18 protein-coding genes are annotated in these 19366 nt (G+C 64.3%); 4 read left to right on the forward strand and 14 right to left on the reverse strand.

The window, feature by feature from the left end:
• The 7 genes from D3242_RS20335 to bcoG all read right to left on the reverse strand — a co-directional run.
• Nucleotides 1-790: alpha/beta hydrolase (locus tag D3242_RS20335; RefSeq protein ID WP_147377471.1), on the reverse strand; the 790-nt coding region annotated here is incomplete at its 3' end.
• A gap of 216 nt (nucleotides 791-1006) precedes the next feature.
• On the reverse strand, nucleotides 1007-1789 hold the full coding sequence (locus tag D3242_RS20345) for a carnitinyl-CoA dehydratase (RefSeq protein ID WP_064985154.1): 783 nt from the start codon (nucleotides 1787-1789) through the stop codon (nucleotides 1007-1009).
• Nucleotides 1782-3860 (reverse strand): acetate--CoA ligase family protein, encoded by a 2079-nt coding sequence (locus D3242_RS20350; protein WP_027047642.1) that lies wholly within the window; start codon nucleotides 3858-3860, stop codon nucleotides 1782-1784. Before D3242_RS20350 ends, D3242_RS20345 begins: the two co-directional genes overlap by 8 nt.
• 82 nt (nucleotides 3861-3942) lie before the next feature.
• The gene (locus D3242_RS20355; protein WP_019862645.1) at nucleotides 3943-5106 is read right to left on the reverse strand and encodes an acyl-CoA dehydrogenase family protein; all 1164 of its coding nucleotides are present in this window, start codon (nucleotides 5104-5106) and stop codon (nucleotides 3943-3945) included.
• 4 nt (nucleotides 5107-5110) lie between these two features.
• Nucleotides 5111-6205: a carnitine 3-dehydrogenase gene (locus D3242_RS20360; RefSeq protein WP_019862643.1), complete on the reverse strand. Its 1095-nt coding sequence runs from the start codon at nucleotides 6203-6205 to the stop codon at nucleotides 5111-5113.
• Nucleotides 6202-6831, reverse strand: coding sequence for an HD domain-containing protein (locus D3242_RS20365; protein ID WP_019862641.1), 630 nt, complete (start codon nucleotides 6829-6831; stop codon nucleotides 6202-6204). The genes D3242_RS20360 and D3242_RS20365 overlap by 4 nt, the downstream gene beginning before the upstream one ends.
• A 14-nt stretch (nucleotides 6832-6845) precedes the next feature.
• The gene (gene bcoG / locus D3242_RS20370) at nucleotides 6846-7769 is read right to left on the reverse strand and encodes a 3-dehydrocarnitine:acetyl-CoA trimethylamine transferase BcoG (protein ID WP_032933947.1); all 924 of its coding nucleotides are present in this window, start codon (nucleotides 7767-7769) and stop codon (nucleotides 6846-6848) included.
• Between the two features lie 79 nt (nucleotides 7770-7848).
• Here bcoG and D3242_RS20375 point away from each other — a divergent pair, with 79 nt between their 5' ends.
• Nucleotides 7849-8829, forward strand: coding sequence for a GlxA family transcriptional regulator (locus D3242_RS20375; protein ID WP_064985393.1), 981 nt, complete (start codon nucleotides 7849-7851; stop codon nucleotides 8827-8829).
• 14 nt (nucleotides 8830-8843) lie between these two features.
• Here the strand turns inward: D3242_RS20375 and D3242_RS20380 are convergent, their stop codons facing one another.
• The 3 genes from D3242_RS20380 to xylA all read right to left on the reverse strand — a co-directional run bounded on the left by D3242_RS20380 (nucleotide 8844) and on the right by xylA (nucleotide 10901).
• The gene (locus D3242_RS20380) at nucleotides 8844-9047 is read right to left on the reverse strand and encodes a hypothetical protein (RefSeq protein ID WP_019862638.1); all 204 of its coding nucleotides are present in this window, start codon (nucleotides 9045-9047) and stop codon (nucleotides 8844-8846) included.
• Nucleotides 9048-9273: 226 nt separating this feature from the next.
• Entirely contained in the window at nucleotides 9274-9486 is a 213-nt protein-coding gene (locus tag D3242_RS20385) for a hypothetical protein (RefSeq protein ID WP_223217824.1), read from the reverse strand.
• An 89-nt stretch (nucleotides 9487-9575) separates the two neighbouring features.
• Entirely contained in the window at nucleotides 9576-10901 is a 1326-nt protein-coding gene (gene xylA / locus D3242_RS20390) for a xylose isomerase (protein WP_038651459.1), read from the reverse strand.
• Between the two features lie 136 nt (nucleotides 10902-11037).
• Here xylA and D3242_RS20395 point away from each other — a divergent pair, with 136 nt between their 5' ends.
• Complete coding sequence (locus D3242_RS20395) at nucleotides 11038-11400, forward strand: nuclear transport factor 2 family protein (RefSeq protein WP_019862634.1); 363 nt, start codon at nucleotides 11038-11040, stop codon at nucleotides 11398-11400.
• 32 nt (nucleotides 11401-11432) lie between these two features.
• On the opposite strand, the gene xylB is transcribed toward D3242_RS20395, so the two are convergent.
• Nucleotides 11433-12887, reverse strand: coding sequence for a xylulokinase (gene xylB, locus D3242_RS20400; RefSeq protein WP_064985156.1), 1455 nt, complete (start codon nucleotides 12885-12887; stop codon nucleotides 11433-11435).
• Between the two features lie 82 nt (nucleotides 12888-12969).
• The gene (locus D3242_RS20405; RefSeq protein WP_019862632.1) at nucleotides 12970-14292 is read right to left on the reverse strand and encodes a tetratricopeptide repeat protein; all 1323 of its coding nucleotides are present in this window, start codon (nucleotides 14290-14292) and stop codon (nucleotides 12970-12972) included.
• A gap of 227 nt (nucleotides 14293-14519) precedes the next feature.
• Between D3242_RS20405 and D3242_RS20410 the strand changes: the two genes are divergently transcribed.
• On the forward strand, nucleotides 14520-17366 hold the full coding sequence (locus D3242_RS20410; protein ID WP_081296164.1) for an autotransporter family protein: 2847 nt from the start codon (nucleotides 14520-14522) through the stop codon (nucleotides 17364-17366).
• 49 nt (nucleotides 17367-17415) lie between these two features.
• Here D3242_RS20410 and D3242_RS20415 read toward each other — a convergent pair whose 3' ends face one another.
• Together D3242_RS20415 and D3242_RS33590 are read right to left on the reverse strand one after the other, a co-directional pair.
• Nucleotides 17416-18039, reverse strand: a complete 624-nt coding sequence (locus D3242_RS20415; protein WP_019862631.1) for a LysE family translocator — start codon at nucleotides 18037-18039, stop codon at nucleotides 17416-17418.
• A gap of 156 nt (nucleotides 18040-18195) precedes the next feature.
• Entirely contained in the window at nucleotides 18196-18477 is a 282-nt protein-coding gene (locus D3242_RS33590; protein ID WP_167470444.1) for a hypothetical protein, read from the reverse strand.
• Nucleotides 18478-18557: 80 nt separating this feature from the next.
• On the opposite strand from D3242_RS33590, the gene D3242_RS20425 reads away from it, so the two are divergent.
• On the forward strand, nucleotides 18558-19325 hold the full coding sequence (locus D3242_RS20425) for a L,D-transpeptidase (protein ID WP_019862629.1): 768 nt from the start codon (nucleotides 18558-18560) through the stop codon (nucleotides 19323-19325).
• Nucleotides 19326-19366: the final 41 nt, after the last annotated feature.

Raw genomic sequence — 19366 nt, forward strand, 5'->3', positions numbered from 1 at the left:
CGATGATGCGGTCACGATAGGCCTCGCCGTCTGAAGACAGCGGATCGCACTGCGCGGTGACCAGCACGGTCGGCGGCAGCTTGGCGAAGTCGGTGTCGGCAAGCGGCGCCAGTGTGGCATCGCCGCTGCGATCCTGCCCGCCGGTGCGGATATGCTTGTAGAATTCGAGATCGCGCATGGTCAGCATCGGCGCTTCGGCATGTGTCACATACGAACCCTTCGAGCGGTCGCCGCCGAGGCCGGGATAGATCAGCACCTGGCCTGCCGGCCGTTTCGCATGGCCGCGCGTTGCGTGCGCAGTGGCGGCGCAGAGATTGCCGCCGGCGCTGTCGCCGCAAAGCAGGATGGGTCGGTCGTGGGTGGAGGCAGCCCATGCGAAAGCGCTCATGGCGTCGTCAAAGGCGGCCGGATGCAGATGCTCCGGCGCCAGCCGGTAATCGACGGAGACAATTTCGTAGCCAGTGCGGGCGCAGAGCTCGGCGCAGACGTCGTCATGGCTGTCCAGCCCGCCAAGGATGAAGCCGCCGCCATGGATGTAGAGCACTGTCGCCGCCGGTCGCGGGGCGCTTCGGTAGGTGCGGATCGGGATATTGTGCGTTGGTGTTGTAATGGCCGAGGTTTCGACCGTCACGCCCTGGGGATAGCCAGCAAAGAATTCCCGGCACATACGGTCATAGATCTCGCGCTGCTGCGCGATCGTGTAGTCGATCGTATCGGGCGGATAGTAGGAATTGGTCCGCTCGATGAAGGCCCAGGTCTCTGCGTCGATGAGTTTTGTGTAATCGGTCATGCTGGACACGCCGACTGCAAAGGTCGAGCCCAGTCACCCCCCTCTGTCCTGCCGGACATCTCCCCCGCAAGGGGGGAGATTAGCAACTTTGATCGCGGCGCTTTTCTTGCGGCGCTGGTCATTGGAGAAAGCAGAGATAACATCCGATCTCCCCCCTTGCGGGGGAGATGCCCGGCAGGGCAGAGGGGGGTGCTTCGCGCTGTCATCTCCGCGGAGTCACTTCCCCTTCCACACCGGATCGCGCTTTTCGGCGAAGGCGCGGAAACCTTCCATATTGTCTTCCGACCCATACAGCGCATCGACCGTCGCCAACTGGCGGCGCGTTACCTTGTTCATGGCGTCCTGGAAGGTCAGCGCTTCGGCCACGCGCGCGGTCTCCTTGATCGCGGCGAAGACCAGCGGCGGGCCGCTGGCGAGCAGGCGGGCGATCTCCCAGACGCGGTCCTCGAGCTTTTCCTTGGGCAGCACTTCGTTGACCAGGCCCCAGCGATGCGCCTCAGTGACATCCATCCAGCGGCCGGTGAGCAGAAGGTCCATGGCGACATGATAGGGAATGCGCTTCGGCAGCTTGATTGTCGCCGCGTCGGCCAGCGTGCCGGCACGGATTTCGGGCAGCGCGAAAGAGGAGTGGTCAGAGGCGTAGATGAGGTCACAGGACAGCGCCAGTTCGAAGCCGCCACCCACCGCCATGCCGTTGACGCAAGCGATGACCGGCTTGTTCAAGTCGCGCAATTCCTGCAGGCCGGCAAAGCCGCCGACGCCATAGTCGCCGTCGACCGCGTCGCCGCCGGCGGCGGCCTTCAGGTCCCAGCCGGCGCAGAAGAACTTGTCGCCGGCTGTCTTGACGATGGCGACGCGCAGTTCCGGATCGTCGCGGAACGCCTTGAAGGTTTGCCCCATCAGCCGCGAAGTCTTCAGGTCGATGGCGTTGGCCTTGGGCCGGTCGAGCGTGACCTCGAGGATAGAGCCTTCGCGGCGCGTCGAAATGACGTCAGACATTCTTGTTCTCTCCCAGCACCAGCAGCGCGTCGGCGATCCAGGCACCCTTGCCCTCGACGCAGACGATCAGCGGGTTGATGTCGAGTTCCTCGATCTCGCCGGCATTCTTCTGCACGAAGCCGGCAATGCCCGCGATGGCGTCGATGGCGGCCGCGACATCGGCCTTCGGCCGGCCGCGATAGCCTTCGAGCAGCGGGAACAGCTTCAGGCCGCGCAAAGCCGCCTCGATGTCGTCGCGGGTCGCCGGCAGCATCAGCGTGACGCTGTCGCGCAGCAATTCGACCAGCACGCCGCCAGTGCCCAGTGTCATGACAGCGCCGAACATCGGATCCCTGGTGAAGCCGACGATCAGTTCGGCGACGCCGTCGCGCACCATGCGCTCGACATAGAGGCCGGTGCCGAGCGGCAGCAGATCATGCGCCGCCGTGCTGACGGATTCGGCGTCCTTGAGATTGAGCCGGACGGCGCCGACCTCGGATTTATGGGTGACGCCCAGCGCCTTCAGCGCCACGGGAAAGCCGAGCGCCATCGAGGAGATCACCGCCTCGACCGCATTGCCGGCGCGCTCGCCCTTGGGCACCGGAAGCCCGGCCTTGATCAGCCGCGCCTTGGCTTCGGCTTCGTCTGGCGTGACATGCTCACCGCCGGCAGCACCTGCAGCGGATGTGTCGACCGGCTGCGCCTGCGGTTCAGCCCATGCCCAGCCGATGAAGGCCGCTGCACCTGCGGCATCCATGGCCTCGGAAATGCCGAACAAGGGCACCATGCCGCGCGCCATCAGTTCGGCGGTGTATTCCTCGGGCAGGTTCTCCGGCAGCGAGGAGACGATCGCGCCATGCGCCCTGTTGGTCTTCAGCGCCGATTCGAAGGCGCGCAGCGTCGCCCACCAGTCGGTGACCGAACAGCGGTCGGGGCGCGGAAAGTCGAGCACCAGCATGTTGAGGTCGAAACCGCCCGACACCATGGCGGTGAAGGTGGCGGTCATCGCCGGCTCGTTGTTCCAGATGAAGGTGTGATAGTCCAACGGATTGGCGACCGCGACCAGCGGCCCGAGCGTCGACTTGACATGGGCGCGATGGCTCTCGGTCAGAACCGGGAAATTGACCCAGCGGCCTTCGGCGCTGTCGGCCATGACGGAGGCCTCGCCGCCCGAACAGCTCATCGACGACAGCCTGTAGCCGGGCAGCGGCCCGGTGATGTGCAGCAGCTTCAGCGCCTCGATGAAGGCGGGGATGGAATCGACGCGCGCAATGCCGAGCCGCCTCAGGAAGGCACCCGAGGCCGCGTCCGAGCCGGCCAGTGAGGCGGTGTGCGAAACGGTCGCCTGCCGCGCCTGTTCGGAGCGGCCGACCTTCATGGCGATGATAGGCTTTTTCAGTTCGCGTGCGCGCGCCGCCAGCCGCTCGAAGCCGGCTACCGAATCGAAGGCCTCGATGTGCAGGCCGAGCGATGTCACCCGCTCATCCTCGATCAGGCCGAGCGCCATTTCGGAGAGGCCGGTCTGCGCCTGGTTGCCGGCGGTCATCAGGAAGGCGATCGGCAGGCCGCGCTTCTGCATCGTCATGTTGATGGCGATGTTGGAGGACTGGGTGATGATGGCGACACCCTTGCCGCCCTCCTCCAGCCGGATGCCGCCATGCTGGTCAGGCCACAAAAGCGCGCCGTCGGCATAGTTGATCAGGCCGTAGCAATTCGGCCCGATGATCGGCATCTCGCCAGCGGCCGAGACCAATTCGGCCTGCAGCCGCTCGCCGTCATCGTCATAGGCTTCGGTCTCGAGGAAGCCGGCGGCAAAGCAGACGGCGCCGCCGGCGCCGCGTTCGGCCAGCGCCTTGACGACCTCGATGGTCAGATGCCGGTTGACGCCGACAAAGGCGGCATCCGGCGCGCCGGGCAGATCGGCGACGGACCGGTAGGCCTTACGTCCGGCAACCTCGTCCTTGGTCGGGTGCACCGGCCAGATCTCGCCGGCAAAACCCATCTTGATCGATTGCGCGACGACGGCGGCGGCCTGCACGCCACCGAAGACGGCGATCGATTTCGGGCGCAGGAGACGTTCGAGTTTATGCATGGTCATCTTTTCGTTGGAGCATCTCAGGACAAACGATCTCGTTTGCCCGACAAAACCGAATCTCGGCTTTGGGGATCATGCTCTAAGCACCGAACGGACGCAGCAGCGCCCGCGAAATAATATGTCGCTGAATCTCCGACGTGCCCTCCCAGATGCGTTCGACGCGAGCGTCGCGCCAGATGCGCTCCAGCGGCAGGTCGTCCATCAGCCCCATGCCGCCATGGATCTGGATCGCCTCGTCGGCAACGTATGCGAGCATTTCGGTGGCCTTCAGCTTGGCCATGGCCATGTCCTGGTCGGTGACGGTGCCTTGATCGTACTTCCAGCCGGCTTCGAAGACCATGAGGTCGGCGGCCTTCAATTCGGTCGCCATGTCGGCGAGCTTGAACGACACGCCCTGGAACTTGCCGATCTGCTGGCCGAATTGCTGGCGCTGCGCGGCATACTCCACCGCATGGCCGAGCGCCCGCTCGGCGCGGCCGAGACAGGTGGCGCCAACCTGCAGGCGCGTGGCGCCCAGCCAGGAATTGGCAACATCGAAGCCCTTGTGCACTTCGCCGAGAACCTGGCTTGCCGGCAGCCGGCAATCGTCGAATTCGAGGATGGCGTTGGTGTAGCCGCGGTGGGAGACGTTGCGGTAGCCATCGCGCACCGTGAAACCCTTGGTGCCCTTGTCGACAAAGAAGGCGGTGATCTTCTTGCGCTTGCCACGCGGCGAATCCTCTTCGCCGGACGCCATGAAGACGATGGCGAAATCAGCGAGATCGGCGTGAGAGATAAAATGCTTGGTGCCGTTGAGCACCCAGTCATCGCCGTCCTGCACGGCTGACGCCTTCATGCCGCGCAAATCGGAGCCGGCGCCAGGCTCGGTCATCGCCAGGCAGTCCCATTTCTCGCCACGGATGCAAGGAAACAGATATTTTTCGCGCTGCTCGGGGGTGCCGGCCAGGAGGATGTTGGAAGGCCGCGCGACGCAGGTCCAGTGCAGCGCATAATTGGCGCGGCCGAGTTCCTTTTCGTAGAGCAGCCAGGTCACCGTATCGAGACCCGCGCCGCCGACGTCCGCCGGCATGTTGGCGGCATAGAGCCCGGCCTCGATCGCCTTGGCCTTGATCTCCTCGATCAGCTCGCGGCGCAGCACGCCGGTGCGCTCGACCTCGCGCTCATGCGGATAAAGCTCGTTCTCGACGAAGGCGCGCGTCGTCTCGACGATGAGTTTTTGTTCCTCCGAAAGACCGAAATCCATGGCCTCAGCCCTTCTTCTTTTTCTTCGGCTTCTCCGCCTTCTTCACCGGCTTGGAGGCCTTGGCCTTCTCGGCGGCCGTGGAAGCCGTCGGCTTCTTCGCCGCCAGCTTGGCCAGCTGCTTCGTATAATCCTTATGCAGCGCGCCGGCGCCCCAGCCCTTGCCCTTGTTCTGCTTCGACAGCGCATCCATGATCGCGACAAGATTGTCGTCGCGGATCTTTTCCAGCTCGCGGATCGACAGGCCATGCGCCTGGTCGTCCGACTGGGTGGCGATCAGGTCGACCAGCTCGTCGTTGAATTCCGGCACGTCCATCAGCTTGGTCCACGGCCATTTCAGGCACGGCCCGAACTGCGCCATGAAGTGGCGCATGCCGGCCTCGCCGCCGGCGACGCGGTAGACCTGGAACATGCCCATCTGCGCCCAGCGCAGGCCGAAACCGTAGCGCATGATGTCGTCGAGTTCCTCGACCGTGCAGATGCCGTCCTTGATCAGCCACAGCGCCTCGCGCCAGGCTGCTTCCAGCAGGCGGTCGCCGACGAAGGCCTCGATCTCCTTGCGGATGACGACAGGCTTCATGCCGATCGAGGCATAGATCTCCTTGGCGACCTCGATGGCCTCGGGAAAGGTCTGCTCGCCGCCGACGATTTCGACCAACGGCAGGAGATAGACCGGGTTGAACGGATGGCCGACGACCAGCCGCTCCGGGTGCTTCTTCATCGCCACCTGCATGTCGGTCGGCTTGATGCCGGAGGTCGAGGAGCCGACAATCGCGTTGGCCGGCGCATGGGCGTCGATCTCGGCCAGCACCTTGTGCTTGAGATCGAGACGCTCCGGCACGCTTTCCTGGATGAAATCGGCATCGGCGACCGCCTCGGCAATGGTCTTGGCGAAGGTGAGCTTGCCCTCTTTCGGCAAGCCGCCGGGCACCATCTGCTTGTAGGCGCGGCGCGCGCCCTTCATCACTTCCGAGACCTTGCGCGAGGCTTCGGGATCGGGATCGAAGATCGACACGTCGATACCGTTGAGCAGCAACCGCGCCACCCAGCCGGCGCCGATGACACCGCCGCCAATGGCGGCCGCCTTGTTGATGATGCTCATGCGGAAGCTCCGGTTCTTGTCCTGGCTGTTTCGGGATCGACGAGAGGCACGCGCTCGCCGGCGCGGATCACGGCCGGGTCGTAAGCCTTGCGGGCAAAGACCTCGAGCACGAAGGGTCGGAAGAAGTCGATCGGCAGCGTCTCGTAATCGGGATCGAAGCTCGACTGGTCCCAGCGCTCGCAAAACTGGTCGCAATCGTCGAAATAGGCGTGGCCGGCAAAGCGATCGCGCGCATGGCGGTTGCCGCCGAGATGATGGGCGTAGTAGAGCCGCTGGAAGTCACCGTGCTTTTCCACCACCCAGGTGCATTGCTCGCGCACGAAGGGCTTCAGGATCGAAGCGGCGTATTCGTCGTGATTGTAGGGCGCGTAGATGTCGCCGATATCATGCAGCAGCGCGCAGGCGATCCAGTCGGTGTCGGCGCCGTCGCGCCAGGCGCGCGTCGCCGCCTGCAGCGAATGGCCGAGCCGGGTGATCTTGTAGCCGGACAGCCCCTCGTCGAGCTGGACCAGCGCGTCGAGCAGCCGCTCGCCGGTTTTGGCGGCATAGTCGATTTCATGGGCGGTCAGGAACTCGTAATCGTCCCTGTCGCCATCCTTCATCGCGGTGAACTTGACGGTAGCCATGATCAGACCCCGTTTTACGCCGCGGCTGCGATCGGCGCCCGCTTGGTCAGGTTGAGCTTCTTGCGCACTTCCTCCGGCCCCAAGATCCGGGCGCCGAGATTGGTGACGATGCTGGCGGCGCGCTCGACCAGCTGCGCGTTGGTGGCCAGCACGCCCTTGTCGAGCCAGAGATTGTCTTCCAGACCGACGCGGACGTTGCCGCCGGCGAGCACGGCCGCGGCGGCATAGGCCATCTGGTTACGGCCGATGGCGAAGGCCGACCAATTCCAGGTCGACGGCACATTGTTGACCATTGCCATGAAGGTGTTGAGATCGTCGGGCGCGCCCCACGGCACGCCCATGCAGAGCTGCACCAGCGCATCGGGGTTAAGCACCTTTTCCTCGACCAGTTGCTTGGCGAACCAGAGGTGGCCGGTGTCGAAAGCCTCGATCTCCGGCTTGACGCCGAGCGCCGTCATCATGCCGCCCATGGCGCGCAGCATGCCGGGCGTATTGGTCATGACATAGTCGGCTTCGGCGAAGTTCATGGTACCGCAGTCGAGCGTGCAGATTTCCGGCAGGCACTGGCGCACATGTTCCATGCGGTTGGTGGCGCCGCCCATGTCGGTGCCCTTTTCGTTGAGCGGAAGCGGCGCTTCCGGCGAGCCGAACACCATGTCGCCGCCCATGCCGGCGGTGAGGTTGAGCACCACGTCGACATTCGCGTCGCGGATGCGCTCGGTCACTTCGCGGTAGAGATGCACATCGCGCCTGGGTTTGCCGGTCTCAGGGTCGCGGACATGGCAGTGGACGATTGCCGCACCGGCCTTGGCCGCGTCGATGGCCGAATCGGCGATCTGCTTGGGCGAACGCGGCACATGCGGAGAGCGATCCTGCGAACCGCCGGATCCGGTCACGGCACAGGTAATGAAGACCTCACGGTTCATCGCAAGCGGCATGGAATTCTCCTCCCAATCGAAACAGAAGCACAGCATTGCGCGACTTGCACGCGACTGTTTTGCGCTTTACGAAGGCTGCATGCCAAAAAACGAAAAAACGACAATCTTTCGCGCCGAGCAGTCGCCGCTCAAGGTGACGTTGCTGGTGTTTTCCGGGGCATCCATCATGTGCGTGGCGTGCGCCGTCGATCCGCTGCGCGCCGCCAACCGCATCGCCGGCGAAACCCTGTTCGACTTCAAGCTGGTTTCGGTAACCGGGGAGGCGCCGGTCACGACATGCGGCCTGCCCGTGGCGGTCAGCGGCCGATTCGATGCGACGGAACCAACCGATGTCCTGGTCGTGGTCGCGGGCTTCGGCACGCAGAACTATGCCACGTCTGCCTTGCTCGCCGGGCTGCGCCGCGCGGCGCGGTCGGCCCGCGCCTGCGGCGGCGTCGAGGCGGGCACCTGGCTGGTGGCGCGCGCCGGCTTGCTGGAAGGGCGCAGCGCCACCACCCATTGGGAAGACATGGAAGATTTTTCGTCGGCCTTTCCCGGCGTAGACGTGCGCCCCGATCGATACATCATCGATGGGCCGGTGTTCACCACGGGCGGCGCATCACCGACCCTGGACCTGATGCTGCACCTGATTCGCACCCGGCTCGGCATGGCCGTTGCGCTCGATGTGGCAAGCGCATTCATCTACGATCAGGCGCGCGTGGCGACGGATGCGCAACCGCTGGTCTCGCTTGGTCGGCTCGATGGCTACGATCCACGCCTGGCGCAGGCCATCCGGCTGATGGAAGCGCATGTCGATCAGCCGCTGACCATCGAAGCAATAGCCAAGCGTGCCGGCGTGACGGCGCGCACCCTGGAAAGCATCTTCCGCAAGTCGATTGGCGAGACGCCGGGCGCCTATTATCTGAGGCTGCGGCTAGGGGCCGCGCGCCGGCTGGTGGTCGACACGCGCGTGGCCATGGCGGATATTGCCGGGCGGACGGGATTCTCGTCCGCCGCGGCATTTTCCAGAGCGTTTTCAAGAGCTTTTGGCGAAGCCCCGGTCAGGTTGCGCCGGGGCTAAGTCAGTTCAGGGAATCAAGCAGCGTTCTGGCGATCGCTGCCGGCGTCGATCTGCGAGCGCATCTGTCTCACCAGCCGGACTTCAAAACGGTTGCTGACGGCGCGATCCCATTGGTTTTTCACGTCGTCGGTCGGCCGCGGCAGCGCCATCAGCCGGTCGATGATCGATCCGGTCTCCCCAGATGAGAGCAGGGCGTCGATTTCGCGTTCGTGCTGCATATCGGTTCGCCTCCTTCCTTTTCACCCGCCACAGGCCCCTCTTATACGAGATACGTGACGGCAGTTTGAAGGCAAGAGCGAGGTCATTGAGGGGCGGCCAAGGGCAAAACCTTGTCGCCGGATGAGCGCTTCGGCGCAAAGCCGTTCCGCGCGCCAAAACCCGAGTCAGGAAGATCAGCCGGGCCGTTTCACGAACAGCACGGTGGCGAAGCCGCTGTCCCATTCATCATCGGGATAGCGGTCTTTTTCGGATGTAGCCGACCGCCTTGTAGACATTGCGGGTGCGCTCGTTGAACGTGTCGGTCTCGACATAGCGCCGCGCCGATGCCTGGGTGACGTGCGGCAGCCAGGTGCCTTCAAAGGTTTCCCGCAGCGCCTGTGTCAAGGCTGCGACGTCGCCCGCCTGCGCCTTGCGCACCGTGATCCGCCCGTTTGCCATCGTCATCTCCCTTAGGAAGAGCGGATTAGCAAAAGGCGATCACGGCGGCTTTCGGCCACATCGGGCAGCTGTCTGTCCAGCGTCCGCCCTCAGACGTAGCGGTTGACGATGTTTTCCAGCAATTCCTGACGGCCGGAGCGCGGCTGCGGTTCGATCTTCTTCTTGACCACGCGCTCGGCGATGTCCTCGAGCGTGCGCTTGCCCGACAGCATTGCCTTGCCCTCTGCCGTGTTCCAGCCGGCATAGCGCTCGGCCAGCGGCGCCGACAGCGCCTTGTCCTCGACCATGCGGGCCGCGGCCTTGAGGCCGCGCGCACAAGAATCCATGCCGCCGATATGGCCGATCAGCAGGTCCTGCGGGTCGAGCGACTGGCGACGCAACTTGGCGTCGAAATTGGTGCCGCCGGTCTTGAAACCACCGGCCTGCAGGACCTGGTAGTAGGCCAGCGCCATTTCCGGCACGTTGTTGGGGAACTGGTCGGTGTCCCAGCCCGACTGGTAGTCGTTGCGGTTCATGTCGATCGAACCGAAGACGCCAAGCGCATTGGCGAGCGCCAGCTCGTGCTCGAAGGAATGGCCGGCGAGGATGGCGTGGCCCTGCTCGATGTTGAGTTTTACTTCCTTCTCCAGGCCGAAGCGCTTGAGGAAGCCATAGACCGTGGCGACGTCATAGTCGTACTGATGCTTTGTCGGCTCCTGCGGCTTTGGCTCGATCAGGATGGTGCCCTTGAAGCCGATCTTGTGCTTGTAGTCGACGACGAGGCTGAGGAAGCGGCCGGCCTGTTCCTGCTCGCGGGCAAGGTCGGTGTTGAGCAGCGTCTCATAGCCTTCGCGCCCGCCCCACAGCACATAGTTCTCACCCTTCAGCCGCTTGGTGACGTCGATGCAGCTCTTCACCGTCGCCGCCGCATAGGCAAAGACATCCGGATCGGGGTTGGTGGCGGCGCCCGACATGAAGCGGCGATGCGAAAAAAGGTTTGCCGTGCCCCAGAGCAGCTTGACCCCGGTCTGCTTCATCTTGCCGGCGAAATAGTCCGCGATCTCGTCGAGGCGGGCGGCACTTTCTGAAAAGTCCTTGCCCTCGGGCCGGACATCGGCGTCGTGGAAGCAGAAATAGGGCGCGCCGAGCAGCGAGAACATCTCGAACGCAACATCGGCCTTGAGCTTCGCCAGTTCCATCGTGTCGATGCCGCCGGCCTTGGGGAACCAGGGGCGATCGAAGGTCTGGCCGCCGAACGGGTCGCCACCCGGCCAGGCAAAGGAGTGCCAATAGGCGACGGCGAAGCGAAGATGGTCTTCCAGCCGTTTGCCGGCGACGACCTCGTCAGGATTGTAGAAGCGGTAGGCCAGCGGATTGGTCGAATCCGGCCCCTCATATTTGATCTTCTGAATGTCGCCGAAAAATCCGCTGCTCATGATTTCTGTCCTCTCTCGAATAGTTCGCCCTGATTACCTCAGGTAATTCGCCTTGATTACCTCAGGCGTAATTGGTTTCGCACTGCCGTGGGGTGAAAAGGGTTGCGTCAAAGCCACTCAACGAAGGAGACAGACCATGACCGACCTCAACAAAATCGCCGAGGGCTACATCACCGCCTGGAACGAAAGCGATGCCAGCCGTCGCGCCGAATTGCTGAAGGCCACGTTCACCGAAGACGTCAGCTATCGCGATCCGCTGATGCAGGGCGACGGCCATGACGGTGTCGCGGCGCTGATCGACGGCGTGCAGCAACGCTTTGCCGGCTTCCGCTTCTCGCTGAAGGGCACGCCGGACGGCTTCGCCGACAAGATCCGCTTCTCCTGGAACCTCGGGCCTGAAGGCGTTCCTTCGGTCATCGAAGGCACCGATATCGGCGTCATCGAAAACGGCCGCCTGAAGAGCATCACCGGCTTCCTCGACAAGGTCCCGGCGCAGTGAGGCCGGAAGTCGCGGCGTGGGCGAGAAATCGTTCACGCCGTGGCACCCCTGATTGCCGGATAGAGCGTCCGGTAGCGATGATAGGCATCGGCGTAGGCGCCGCCGAGCTTGGCATCCGGTTCGATCGTGGCATCCGTCCTTGGGGCGGAGCAGACGGCCAGCGGATCGGCACCCGTCGCCGCGATCAGGCCAAGCCTGGCGGCACCGAAGGCGGCGCCGAAATCGCCGTCGGCGGGAATATCCACCGGCACCTGCAGCGCGGTGGCGATCGATTTCAGCCAGTAGCGCGAGCGTGAGCCGCCGCCGATCGCCGTCACCCGCGTCAATGTGGTGCCGGCTGTCTTCAGGGCTTCGAGACTGTCGCGGAAGGCGAAGGCGACACCTTCGAGCACCGCCTGCGTCAGGACTGCCCGGCTCGATTCATGCGCCAGCCCGGTGAAGGAACCGCGAATGGCGGAATCATTGTGCGGCGTGCGCTCGCCCGAGAGGTAGGGCAGGAAGGATACACCGGTCGGCGCCTTCAGCGCGTCGCCGAGTTCAGCGGTCAGTTCACCCGCGCCCTTTCCAGTGATCTCCGACAGCCAGTTGAGCGAATCGGTCGCCGACAGGATGACGCCCATCTGGTGCCAGGTGTCGGGCAGCGCATGGCAGAAGGTGTGGACGGCACTTGCCGGGTTGGGCAGATAGGACGCGTTGGCGGCAAACAGCACGCCCGACGTGCCGAGAGAGACAAAGGCATGGCCAGCGCCGACCGTGCCCATGCCGCAGGCCGAGGCTGCATTGTCGCCGGCGCCACCGGCAATCGGGATGCCGGCCTCGACGCCCCATTTCGATGCCAATTCGCTGCGCAAACCGCCGGCCTTCTCGGTGCCTTCGACCAGGGACGGCATCTGCTTCTCGTCGAGCGACGTTGCCGCCAGCAATTCGGCCGACCAGCGGCGCTTGCCGACATCGAGCCAGGACGTGCCCGCTGAGTCCGACATTTCGGAAATGTGCTCGCCAGTCAGCCAAAGCCGCAGGAAATCCTTCGGCAGCAGCACCTTGGCCACTTTGGCGAAGACGGCGGGTTCGTTGTTCTTCACCCAGGCGAGCTTGGGCGCGGTGAAGCCGGGGAAAACGATGTTGCCGGTGAGCTTGCGGAAGCGCGGATCGGCGTCGAGCGCTGCTGCCTCGACATGGCTGCGCGTGTCGTTCCACAGGATGCAGGGGCGCAGCACATGATCAGCCGCATCGAGCAAGGTCGCGCCGTGCATCTGGCCGGACAGGCCGATGCCTTTCACCGCCGCGAACTGCCTGGGGTGCGAAGCCTTGAGTTCGGCGATCGCGTCTTCGCAGGCGCGTATCCAGTGGGACGGGTCCTGTTCGGACCAGCCGGGATGCGGCCGCGAAACGTCAAGCGAACCATGGCCGGAGCCGACGACGGTCTGTCCGGCATCGATCAGCAGCGCCTTGACGCCCGACGTGCCCAGGTCGAGGCCGAGATACATATCATCCTCCCATGCCAATTATTTTTTTCGGATCTCGAAAAAATTTGGCTGAGCCAGTTTTTAAGGCAAGATCGGCTTGCGGTCAATTCTCTGACAAATCGGCCGCGCGTCGCGCAAGCAGCACAGACAGCGGGCTATCCGGCCGCGCCATCGAACGCTCCGCCGTGAGCGCCCCGGCGAGCGCGCGGTCACCGGCCCGCAAGGCCGCTTCGATCAGCGTCAGGTCGATGACGTCGCGCTGTGCGTGGCTGCCGCCGAAGCGGTTGGCGATCGCCCGGATCGGCCGGATCAGGTGCACGGCCTCGCTGTAGTTGCCCTCGCCGAACGCCTTGATTGCCAGCGTCAGTGGATGGCCGACATCCCGCGTGAAAGCGACGTTGTCGCCGCCGCCATGCATCGCCTCGCGTTGCGCCTCGAGCAAGGCAAGGGCGGGTCCGTCGAGCCCGGCGCCAACGAAGGCCATCATCGCATGCGCATCGTTGAAGGCATAATCGCCGGCGCCGGCCTTGGGCCAATTGGCGGCGAGCGCCGTCCAGCGGTCACCGACATCGATGCCGCCGAGATGCAGCCGCCACAGGATTGCCGACGCATCGACCATGTTCAACGCCATCGCCGATGGCGTGCCATAGATCGGTCCGTCATAGAGCGCCAGCACCTGGTCGATCTCGCCGAGATCGTAGTGGAACAGCGCCAGGTGCCACCAATTGTGCACCTGCAGGAAGCTCTCCTTTGTCCAGGCTTCGGGATTGGCGCGCATCCAGGCGATACCGTCCTTTTGCCGGCTTTGCATTTCCATGACATGGGCGACCGCATGTTGCGCCCAGCCGTCGCGCGGCTCGATCTCGACCGCCGCGCGACCAAGCTTTTCGGCCCTGGTATAGTCCCCCATTTCCTCCAGCCCGAAGGCCTGCATGCCGAGGATGGCGTGGTAGCCCGGCATGCCGCTCTGCCATGACGGCAAGGCGCGGGCGATGCGATCACGCAGCATGCGGGCATTGCCGGTGAAGAAATCGATCTGGTGCCCGACCTGCAGCGCCAGCGCGTCGAGCGGGGTCTGGATGGCGATATCCTCGAGGATCCTGGCGGCGTCATGCCAGCGCCCGTTGGCGAGGTGGCCGAGGGCCAGAACATGCGCCGCTTCGCGCGCCGTCGCGGCAAGCGGCAGCGCCGCCTCGTGGCAAGCCCTGGCCACCGCCGTCGCGTCGCGCTCGGTGGCAAGGCCGAAGAGATAGCCCTTGAAGACATGCGCCATGACGAAACCGGGATCCGCCGATATGGCACTGTCGACGGAAGCGACGGGATCGCCGATGAAGCACAGCAGTTCACGCACGGCCTGGCTGTAGGGCGTGAACCCCGCTTCGGTGGCGCCCGAAAATGTCAGGCCGAATGTGTCCCTGATTGCCATGCAACATCCCTCTGATCGACCTGGAACAAGCCCCGGACCCTTCGGGCCAAGGCGATCTTAAATCATGGGCCACGGACGTGCCAATCGTGCACTGCATAAGGTCTATGCCAGCAGCCTTTGCAGTTCATCAACCATGGAATGCAGATTAGGCTTTGTAAAATCGAACGAATTGTGGCTTCATTGCGGCGCGGCGAAGGGCTTGTAATCGCGATCTGAGAGGGGACGCGATGCGGCATCTTGAAATACAGCGTCCGAACAGCCGTTCGGAAAACGTTGATGAGTCGATTTCTTTGTTGTGGCGAGAACCACGGCAAATCCATCCATGGTTTATTAGCTTACTTGCAACTACCGCGCTTGTGTTGCTGCCGAATTCCGCGGCCCTGGCGGCCTGCGTGCTGGTTCCGTCGGCTGGAAATACCACCTTCACCTGCGATAGCGGCGATTCGGGCGGCGGCCTTACTGATACAAGCGGCGACAACACGCTGACCTTTCCCGCCGGCGGCACCGGGCAGGTGAGCGGCAACGTCACCTTCGGCGCCGGTACGGATCGCATCGACATGCAGTCCGGCACCATTACCGGTACGGTCAACCAGGGCGACGGCACGGATTTCTTCACGATCGGCGGCGGCACCGTCTCCGGCAATGTCCAGCAGGGCGCCGGCATCGACGATTTCAACATGAGCGGCGGCCAGATCGGATCGCTCAACCAGGGAGACGGACTGGACACATTCACCATGACGGGCGGGCGCATCGTCGATTTCTTCGACGATGGCGACAACGCGGTGATGACCGGCGGCCGCATTGGCCGGGTCAACATGAAGCTCGACAAGAACTATTTCAACATGTCCGGCGGCACCATCGACCGCAACCTCGTCACCGGCTTCGACCAGGACACCATCATCCTCTCGGGCGGCACGATCGGCGGCAACATCAGCGTCAGCGGCGGCAATGACAGCGTGACGATATCAGGCGGCACGGTCGGCGGCGATGTGCTGATGAGCTTTGGCTCCGACAGTTTCGTCTGGAATGGCGGCGGCATCATCTATGGCGCCGTCGATCTCGGCGCCGACAACGATACCGCCAAGCTCAGCAACCTCACCAACGCCAATCTCGGCGACACGGATGCCCTGAATGGCGGCCTCGGTACCGATGCGCTGACCTTCGACAACGTCAAGCTGGAGGGGATCGCCAGAGTCCAGAACTGGGAAAGCATCAGCGCCACCAACGACACACAGCTGATGCTCGACGGCAATCTCAAGCTCGGCGACAGCGGCACCGGCACGGGCTCGCTCGGCGTCGATGCTTCGAGCACGCTCTATGGCGGCGGCTTCAACGCGACGATCCAGGCCTTCACGGCAGGCCAGTTGGCGGAAGTGACCAATGCCGGGCGCATCGACCTGACCAACGGCACCACCGGCGCGATCGATCGGCTGACGATTTCGGGCAATTATGTCGGCGCTGGCGGCGTGCTGCTTGTCCAGACCGAACTCGGCGACGATTCTTCCGCGTCCGACAGGCTGGTGCTTTCGGGCGGCACGGCTTCCGGCTCGACCGGCATTTCCGTGGTCAACGCCGGCGGCGCGGGTGCCGCGACCGCTCAGGACGGCATCATGCTCGTCCAGGCAGTCAACGGCGCCACTTCCGGCGCCTCGACCTTCGCGCTCGACGGGCCGGTCGCCGCCGGCGCCTTTGAATACTATTTGTTCAAGGGCGGCGTCAGCGCCGGCAGCGAGGAGAACTGGTATCTGCGCTCGACACTGATAACACCGACGACGCCGGCCGCGGCGCCACCGACGGTCGAGCCCTCCCCGCCGGTGGAACCCGTGCCGCCGGCGGCCGAGCCGCCACCCCCGCCGCCCTCCGAACTGCCGCCGACGCCACCGCCGAGCGAGGGTGACATCAACAATCCGCCGGTCGACCCGACACCGCCCGTGCAGGCCAGCGACCCGCAACCTGAACCGCCGCCGCCGCCGCCACCGGCGCCTCCGGCGGATCCGCCACCGCCACCACCGGTGGTGCCGACCGAAGCGCCGGCGCTTCCGGTGCCGACACTGCCTGGCCCGCCGCCTGTCCAGCCGGCGCCGCCGACACCCGGAGCGACCGCGGTGCAGGCAGCCGTGATCCCGCTCTACCGCATCGAGGTCCCGGTCTATTCGGCCTTGCCGCCGGTGGCCGAACACCTGGCGATGACGACGCTCGGCACCTTCCACGAACGGCGGGGTGAGCAAAGCCTGCTGTCGAACCCCGAGCTATCGCCGGTCTGGGGCCGCATCTATGGCCAGGACGCCAAGATGGGCTGGTCGGGAACGGTGTCGCCCTCCTTCGACGGCACGCTGTTCGGCCTCCAGGCGGGTTTCGACGTGTTCGGCCGCGACACCGCCTCGGGCGGAATCGATCGCGCCGGCCTGTTCGTCGCCTATGCCAGCATGAAGGGCGATTTGCGCGGCCAGGCGCTGGGATGGAACGATCTGTCCGTCGGCAGCCTCAACGTCACCGGCACCAGCGTCGGCGGTTACTGGACCCGGATCGGCCAAAGCGGCTGGTACCTTGACGGCGTCCTCATGGCCACGTTCTTCGGCGGCCACGCGACATCGTCGCGCGACATCGGCATCGATGTCGGCGGAACAGGCGTCACCGCTTCGCTGGAAGGCGGCTATCCCATCGCGCTGGCGCAGGGCTGGACGCTCGAACCGCAGGCGCAACTGGTCTGGCGGCATCTGTCGCTCGACGACACCAACGACCGCTTCTCGTCGGTTTCCTTCGACACCAACGACAGCGTCAGCGGCCGGCTGGGTGCGCGGCTGCAGGGCGAGACCACCATCAACGGCATGGCGCTGCAACCCTACCTCAAAGCCAACATCAGGCACGATTTCGGCGGCACCAGCCATGTCAATTTCGACACCACCGACATCTCGACCGAGGGCCGGTCGACCTCCTTCGAGTTCGGCGGCGGCGTGGTCGCCAAAGTGACCGACAAGGTCAGCCTCTTTGCCACCGGCGACTACACGACCAATCTGGGCGGCGACAAGCGCCGCATCCTCGAGGGCAATGTGGGGATCAGCGTGAAGTGGTGAACCACCATCCGAAACCGGTTCCGGTTCGGATGGTGGAATAAAGGGTCGCCTAGTTCCCCGAACGCATCGCCACCGTGGCGATGCCGGCGCCGACCAGCAGCGTGCCGCCGGTGCGGTTGAAGATGCGGATCGCCTTGGGATTGCGGACGACGTTTCGGGCGCGGGCCGCGACCAGCGCATAGCCGAAGGCATTGGCGAAGGCGAGCGCCAGGAAAGTCGTCTCGAAAATCAGCATCTGCGTCCAGAAATCGGCGTGCCGGTCAAGGAACTGTGGCAGGAAGGCGACGAAGAAGGTGATGCTTTTCGGGTTGAGCGCGGTGACCAGCCAGGCATGCGCCATCATCTTGGCCGAAGACACCACGTCGGTGCGCGGCTCGGCCTTCAGCGCGCCGCCGGCGCGGAACAGCTTTACGCCGAGATAGATCAGATAGCCGGCGCCGATCAGCTTCAAGATGGTGAAGACCGTCGCCGAAGCGGCGAGCAGCGCGCCAATGCCGAGCATCGACAAGGTCATGGCGGTGAAATCGCCGAGTGCCACGCCAACCGCCATCGGCAAAGCGGTGCGCCAGCCCTGGCCAAGCGCATAGGACACGACCAGCAGAATCGTTGGCCCCGGAATGATGAGCAGGATGGTAGACGCGGCGGCGAAGGCGGCCCAGTTCTCGAAGGACATGTCTGTCTCCCTTGGGTTAAGGAGAAGGATAAATCCTCAGCCCAGGGGCAATGTAAAGAGGCCTGATTTTTGTTTTTACGAAAATCCGGGCGGAAGACCGCCACGCACTTTCCTTGGAATTGCCGCGCCATCAATTGCGCCAAAGGCAGGTCGGCGTCAGTTCGCGCCGCTCAGCGTGCTCACGATATCGGCCAGGCTGACATCGGCACCGAGAACCAATGCGGCCGCGACAATGGCAGCGGCAAAAAGCGTGATGTCGGTTTTTAACGTCTTGCACATGGAGGCCCCTCGCTGATCGCCCGATGGGTAGGAAAGACCGGTGCCGGGATTATGACCCGGCCTGGGTCTTTTTGTGCAGGAACGCCCGGTTGCCAGTTCATTCGGCACGGTCAGGTGCCGCCAGGCCAGGCGCAAATCCAGGCAGCGCAACGCATTCACGCTTTATCAACCATGAATGATGAAAATGCCCGCTATCCGGCCGGACCGTGCTTCCCGCCGACAGCGTAGGGTTTGGGTATATGCGTGAGTTGCCGCAAGGTCTGACGCCGCCACGATACGGCGACGCAATCGATACCGATCATCATCTTTCCCGCCGCGCTATCCTGTCCGGGGCAGGCGCGCTGGCGCTGCTCAGCGCGGCCGGCTGCTCGACGTCCGGCGGCGGCATGCCGGCGCTCGAACTCGACAATACGGTCACCGGTTCCGTGCCGCCGATGCGGCCGGCGATCAGCGTCGACAGGAATATCACCAGCCCCGACCTGATGTACGCCGCCTTGACGGACAATGGTTTCAACGTGCCTGAAGTGCCGTATCTGAAGGTCAAGCCGGAATTCCGCCGCCAGATCGTCGTCGACACGACCGGCGAGGCGCCCGGCACCATCGTCGTCCATCTCAAGGAGCGCATGCTCTATCTCGTCCAGCCGGGCGGCGACGCCATCCGCTATGGCGTCGGTATCGGCAAGGACGGCTTCCGCTGGTCCGGCCGCGCCAACATCCAGTATGGCAGGGAATGGCCTACCTGGACGCCGCCGCCGGAGATGATCCAGCGCAAGCCCGAACTGGTGAAGTGGCAGGGCGGCCAGCCAGGCGGCCTCACCAACCCGCTCGGCGCGCGCGCGCTCTACATCTACCAGGACGGCAAGGATACCGGCTACCGCATCCATGGCTCGCCCGAATGGTGGAGCATCGGCCAGGCGATGTCGTCTGGCTGCGTGCGCCTGATCAACCAGGACATCATCGACCTCTACAGCCGCGTTTCGAAGAAAAACCCGGTCGTCGTCATGTGATCGTTTTGGGCGGCTCAGGCGGCCGCTTCCATCTTCCTGTT

This window comes from Mesorhizobium jarvisii, assembly GCF_003601985.1.
Lineage (GTDB): Bacteria > Pseudomonadota > Alphaproteobacteria > Rhizobiales > Rhizobiaceae > Mesorhizobium > Mesorhizobium jarvisii.

Bases quoted from the DNA above. Each gene is read 5' to 3' on its own strand.
- D3242_RS20405 (WP_019862632.1), bottom strand. From the start codon at position 14,292: ATGGCAATCAGGGACACATTCGGCCTGACATTTTCGGGCGCCACCGAA.
- D3242_RS20425 (WP_019862629.1), top strand. From the start codon at position 18,558: ATGCGTGAGTTGCCGCAAGGTCTGACGCCGCCACGATACGGCGACGCA.
- D3242_RS20385 (WP_223217824.1), bottom strand. From the start codon at position 9,486: ATGGCAAACGGGCGGATCACGGTGCGCAAGGCGCAGGCGGGCGACGTC.
- D3242_RS20380 (WP_019862638.1), bottom strand. From the start codon at position 9,047: ATGCAGCACGAACGCGAAATCGACGCCCTGCTCTCATCTGGGGAGACC.
- D3242_RS20415 (WP_019862631.1), bottom strand. From the start codon at position 18,039: ATGTCCTTCGAGAACTGGGCCGCCTTCGCCGCCGCGTCTACCATCCTG.
- D3242_RS20395 (WP_019862634.1), top strand. From the start codon at position 11,038: ATGACCGACCTCAACAAAATCGCCGAGGGCTACATCACCGCCTGGAAC.
- xylB (WP_064985156.1), bottom strand. From the start codon at position 12,887: ATGTATCTCGGCCTCGACCTGGGCACGTCGGGCGTCAAGGCGCTGCTG.
- xylA (WP_038651459.1), bottom strand. From the start codon at position 10,901: ATGAGCAGCGGATTTTTCGGCGACATTCAGAAGATCAAATATGAGGGG.
- D3242_RS20345 (WP_064985154.1), bottom strand. From the start codon at position 1,789: ATGTCTGACGTCATTTCGACGCGCCGCGAAGGCTCTATCCTCGAGGTC.
- D3242_RS20355 (WP_019862645.1), bottom strand. From the start codon at position 5,106: ATGGATTTCGGTCTTTCGGAGGAACAAAAACTCATCGTCGAGACGACG.
- D3242_RS20375 (WP_064985393.1), top strand. From the start codon at position 7,849: ATGCCAAAAAACGAAAAAACGACAATCTTTCGCGCCGAGCAGTCGCCG.
- bcoG (WP_032933947.1), bottom strand. From the start codon at position 7,769: ATGCCGCTTGCGATGAACCGTGAGGTCTTCATTACCTGTGCCGTGACC.
- D3242_RS20410 (WP_081296164.1), top strand. From the start codon at position 14,520: ATGCGGCATCTTGAAATACAGCGTCCGAACAGCCGTTCGGAAAACGTT.
- D3242_RS20360 (WP_019862643.1), bottom strand. From the start codon at position 6,205: ATGAGCATCATCAACAAGGCGGCCGCCATTGGCGGCGGTGTCATCGGC.
- D3242_RS20350 (WP_027047642.1), bottom strand. From the start codon at position 3,860: ATGCATAAACTCGAACGTCTCCTGCGCCCGAAATCGATCGCCGTCTTC.
- D3242_RS20365 (WP_019862641.1), bottom strand. From the start codon at position 6,831: ATGGCTACCGTCAAGTTCACCGCGATGAAGGATGGCGACAGGGACGAT.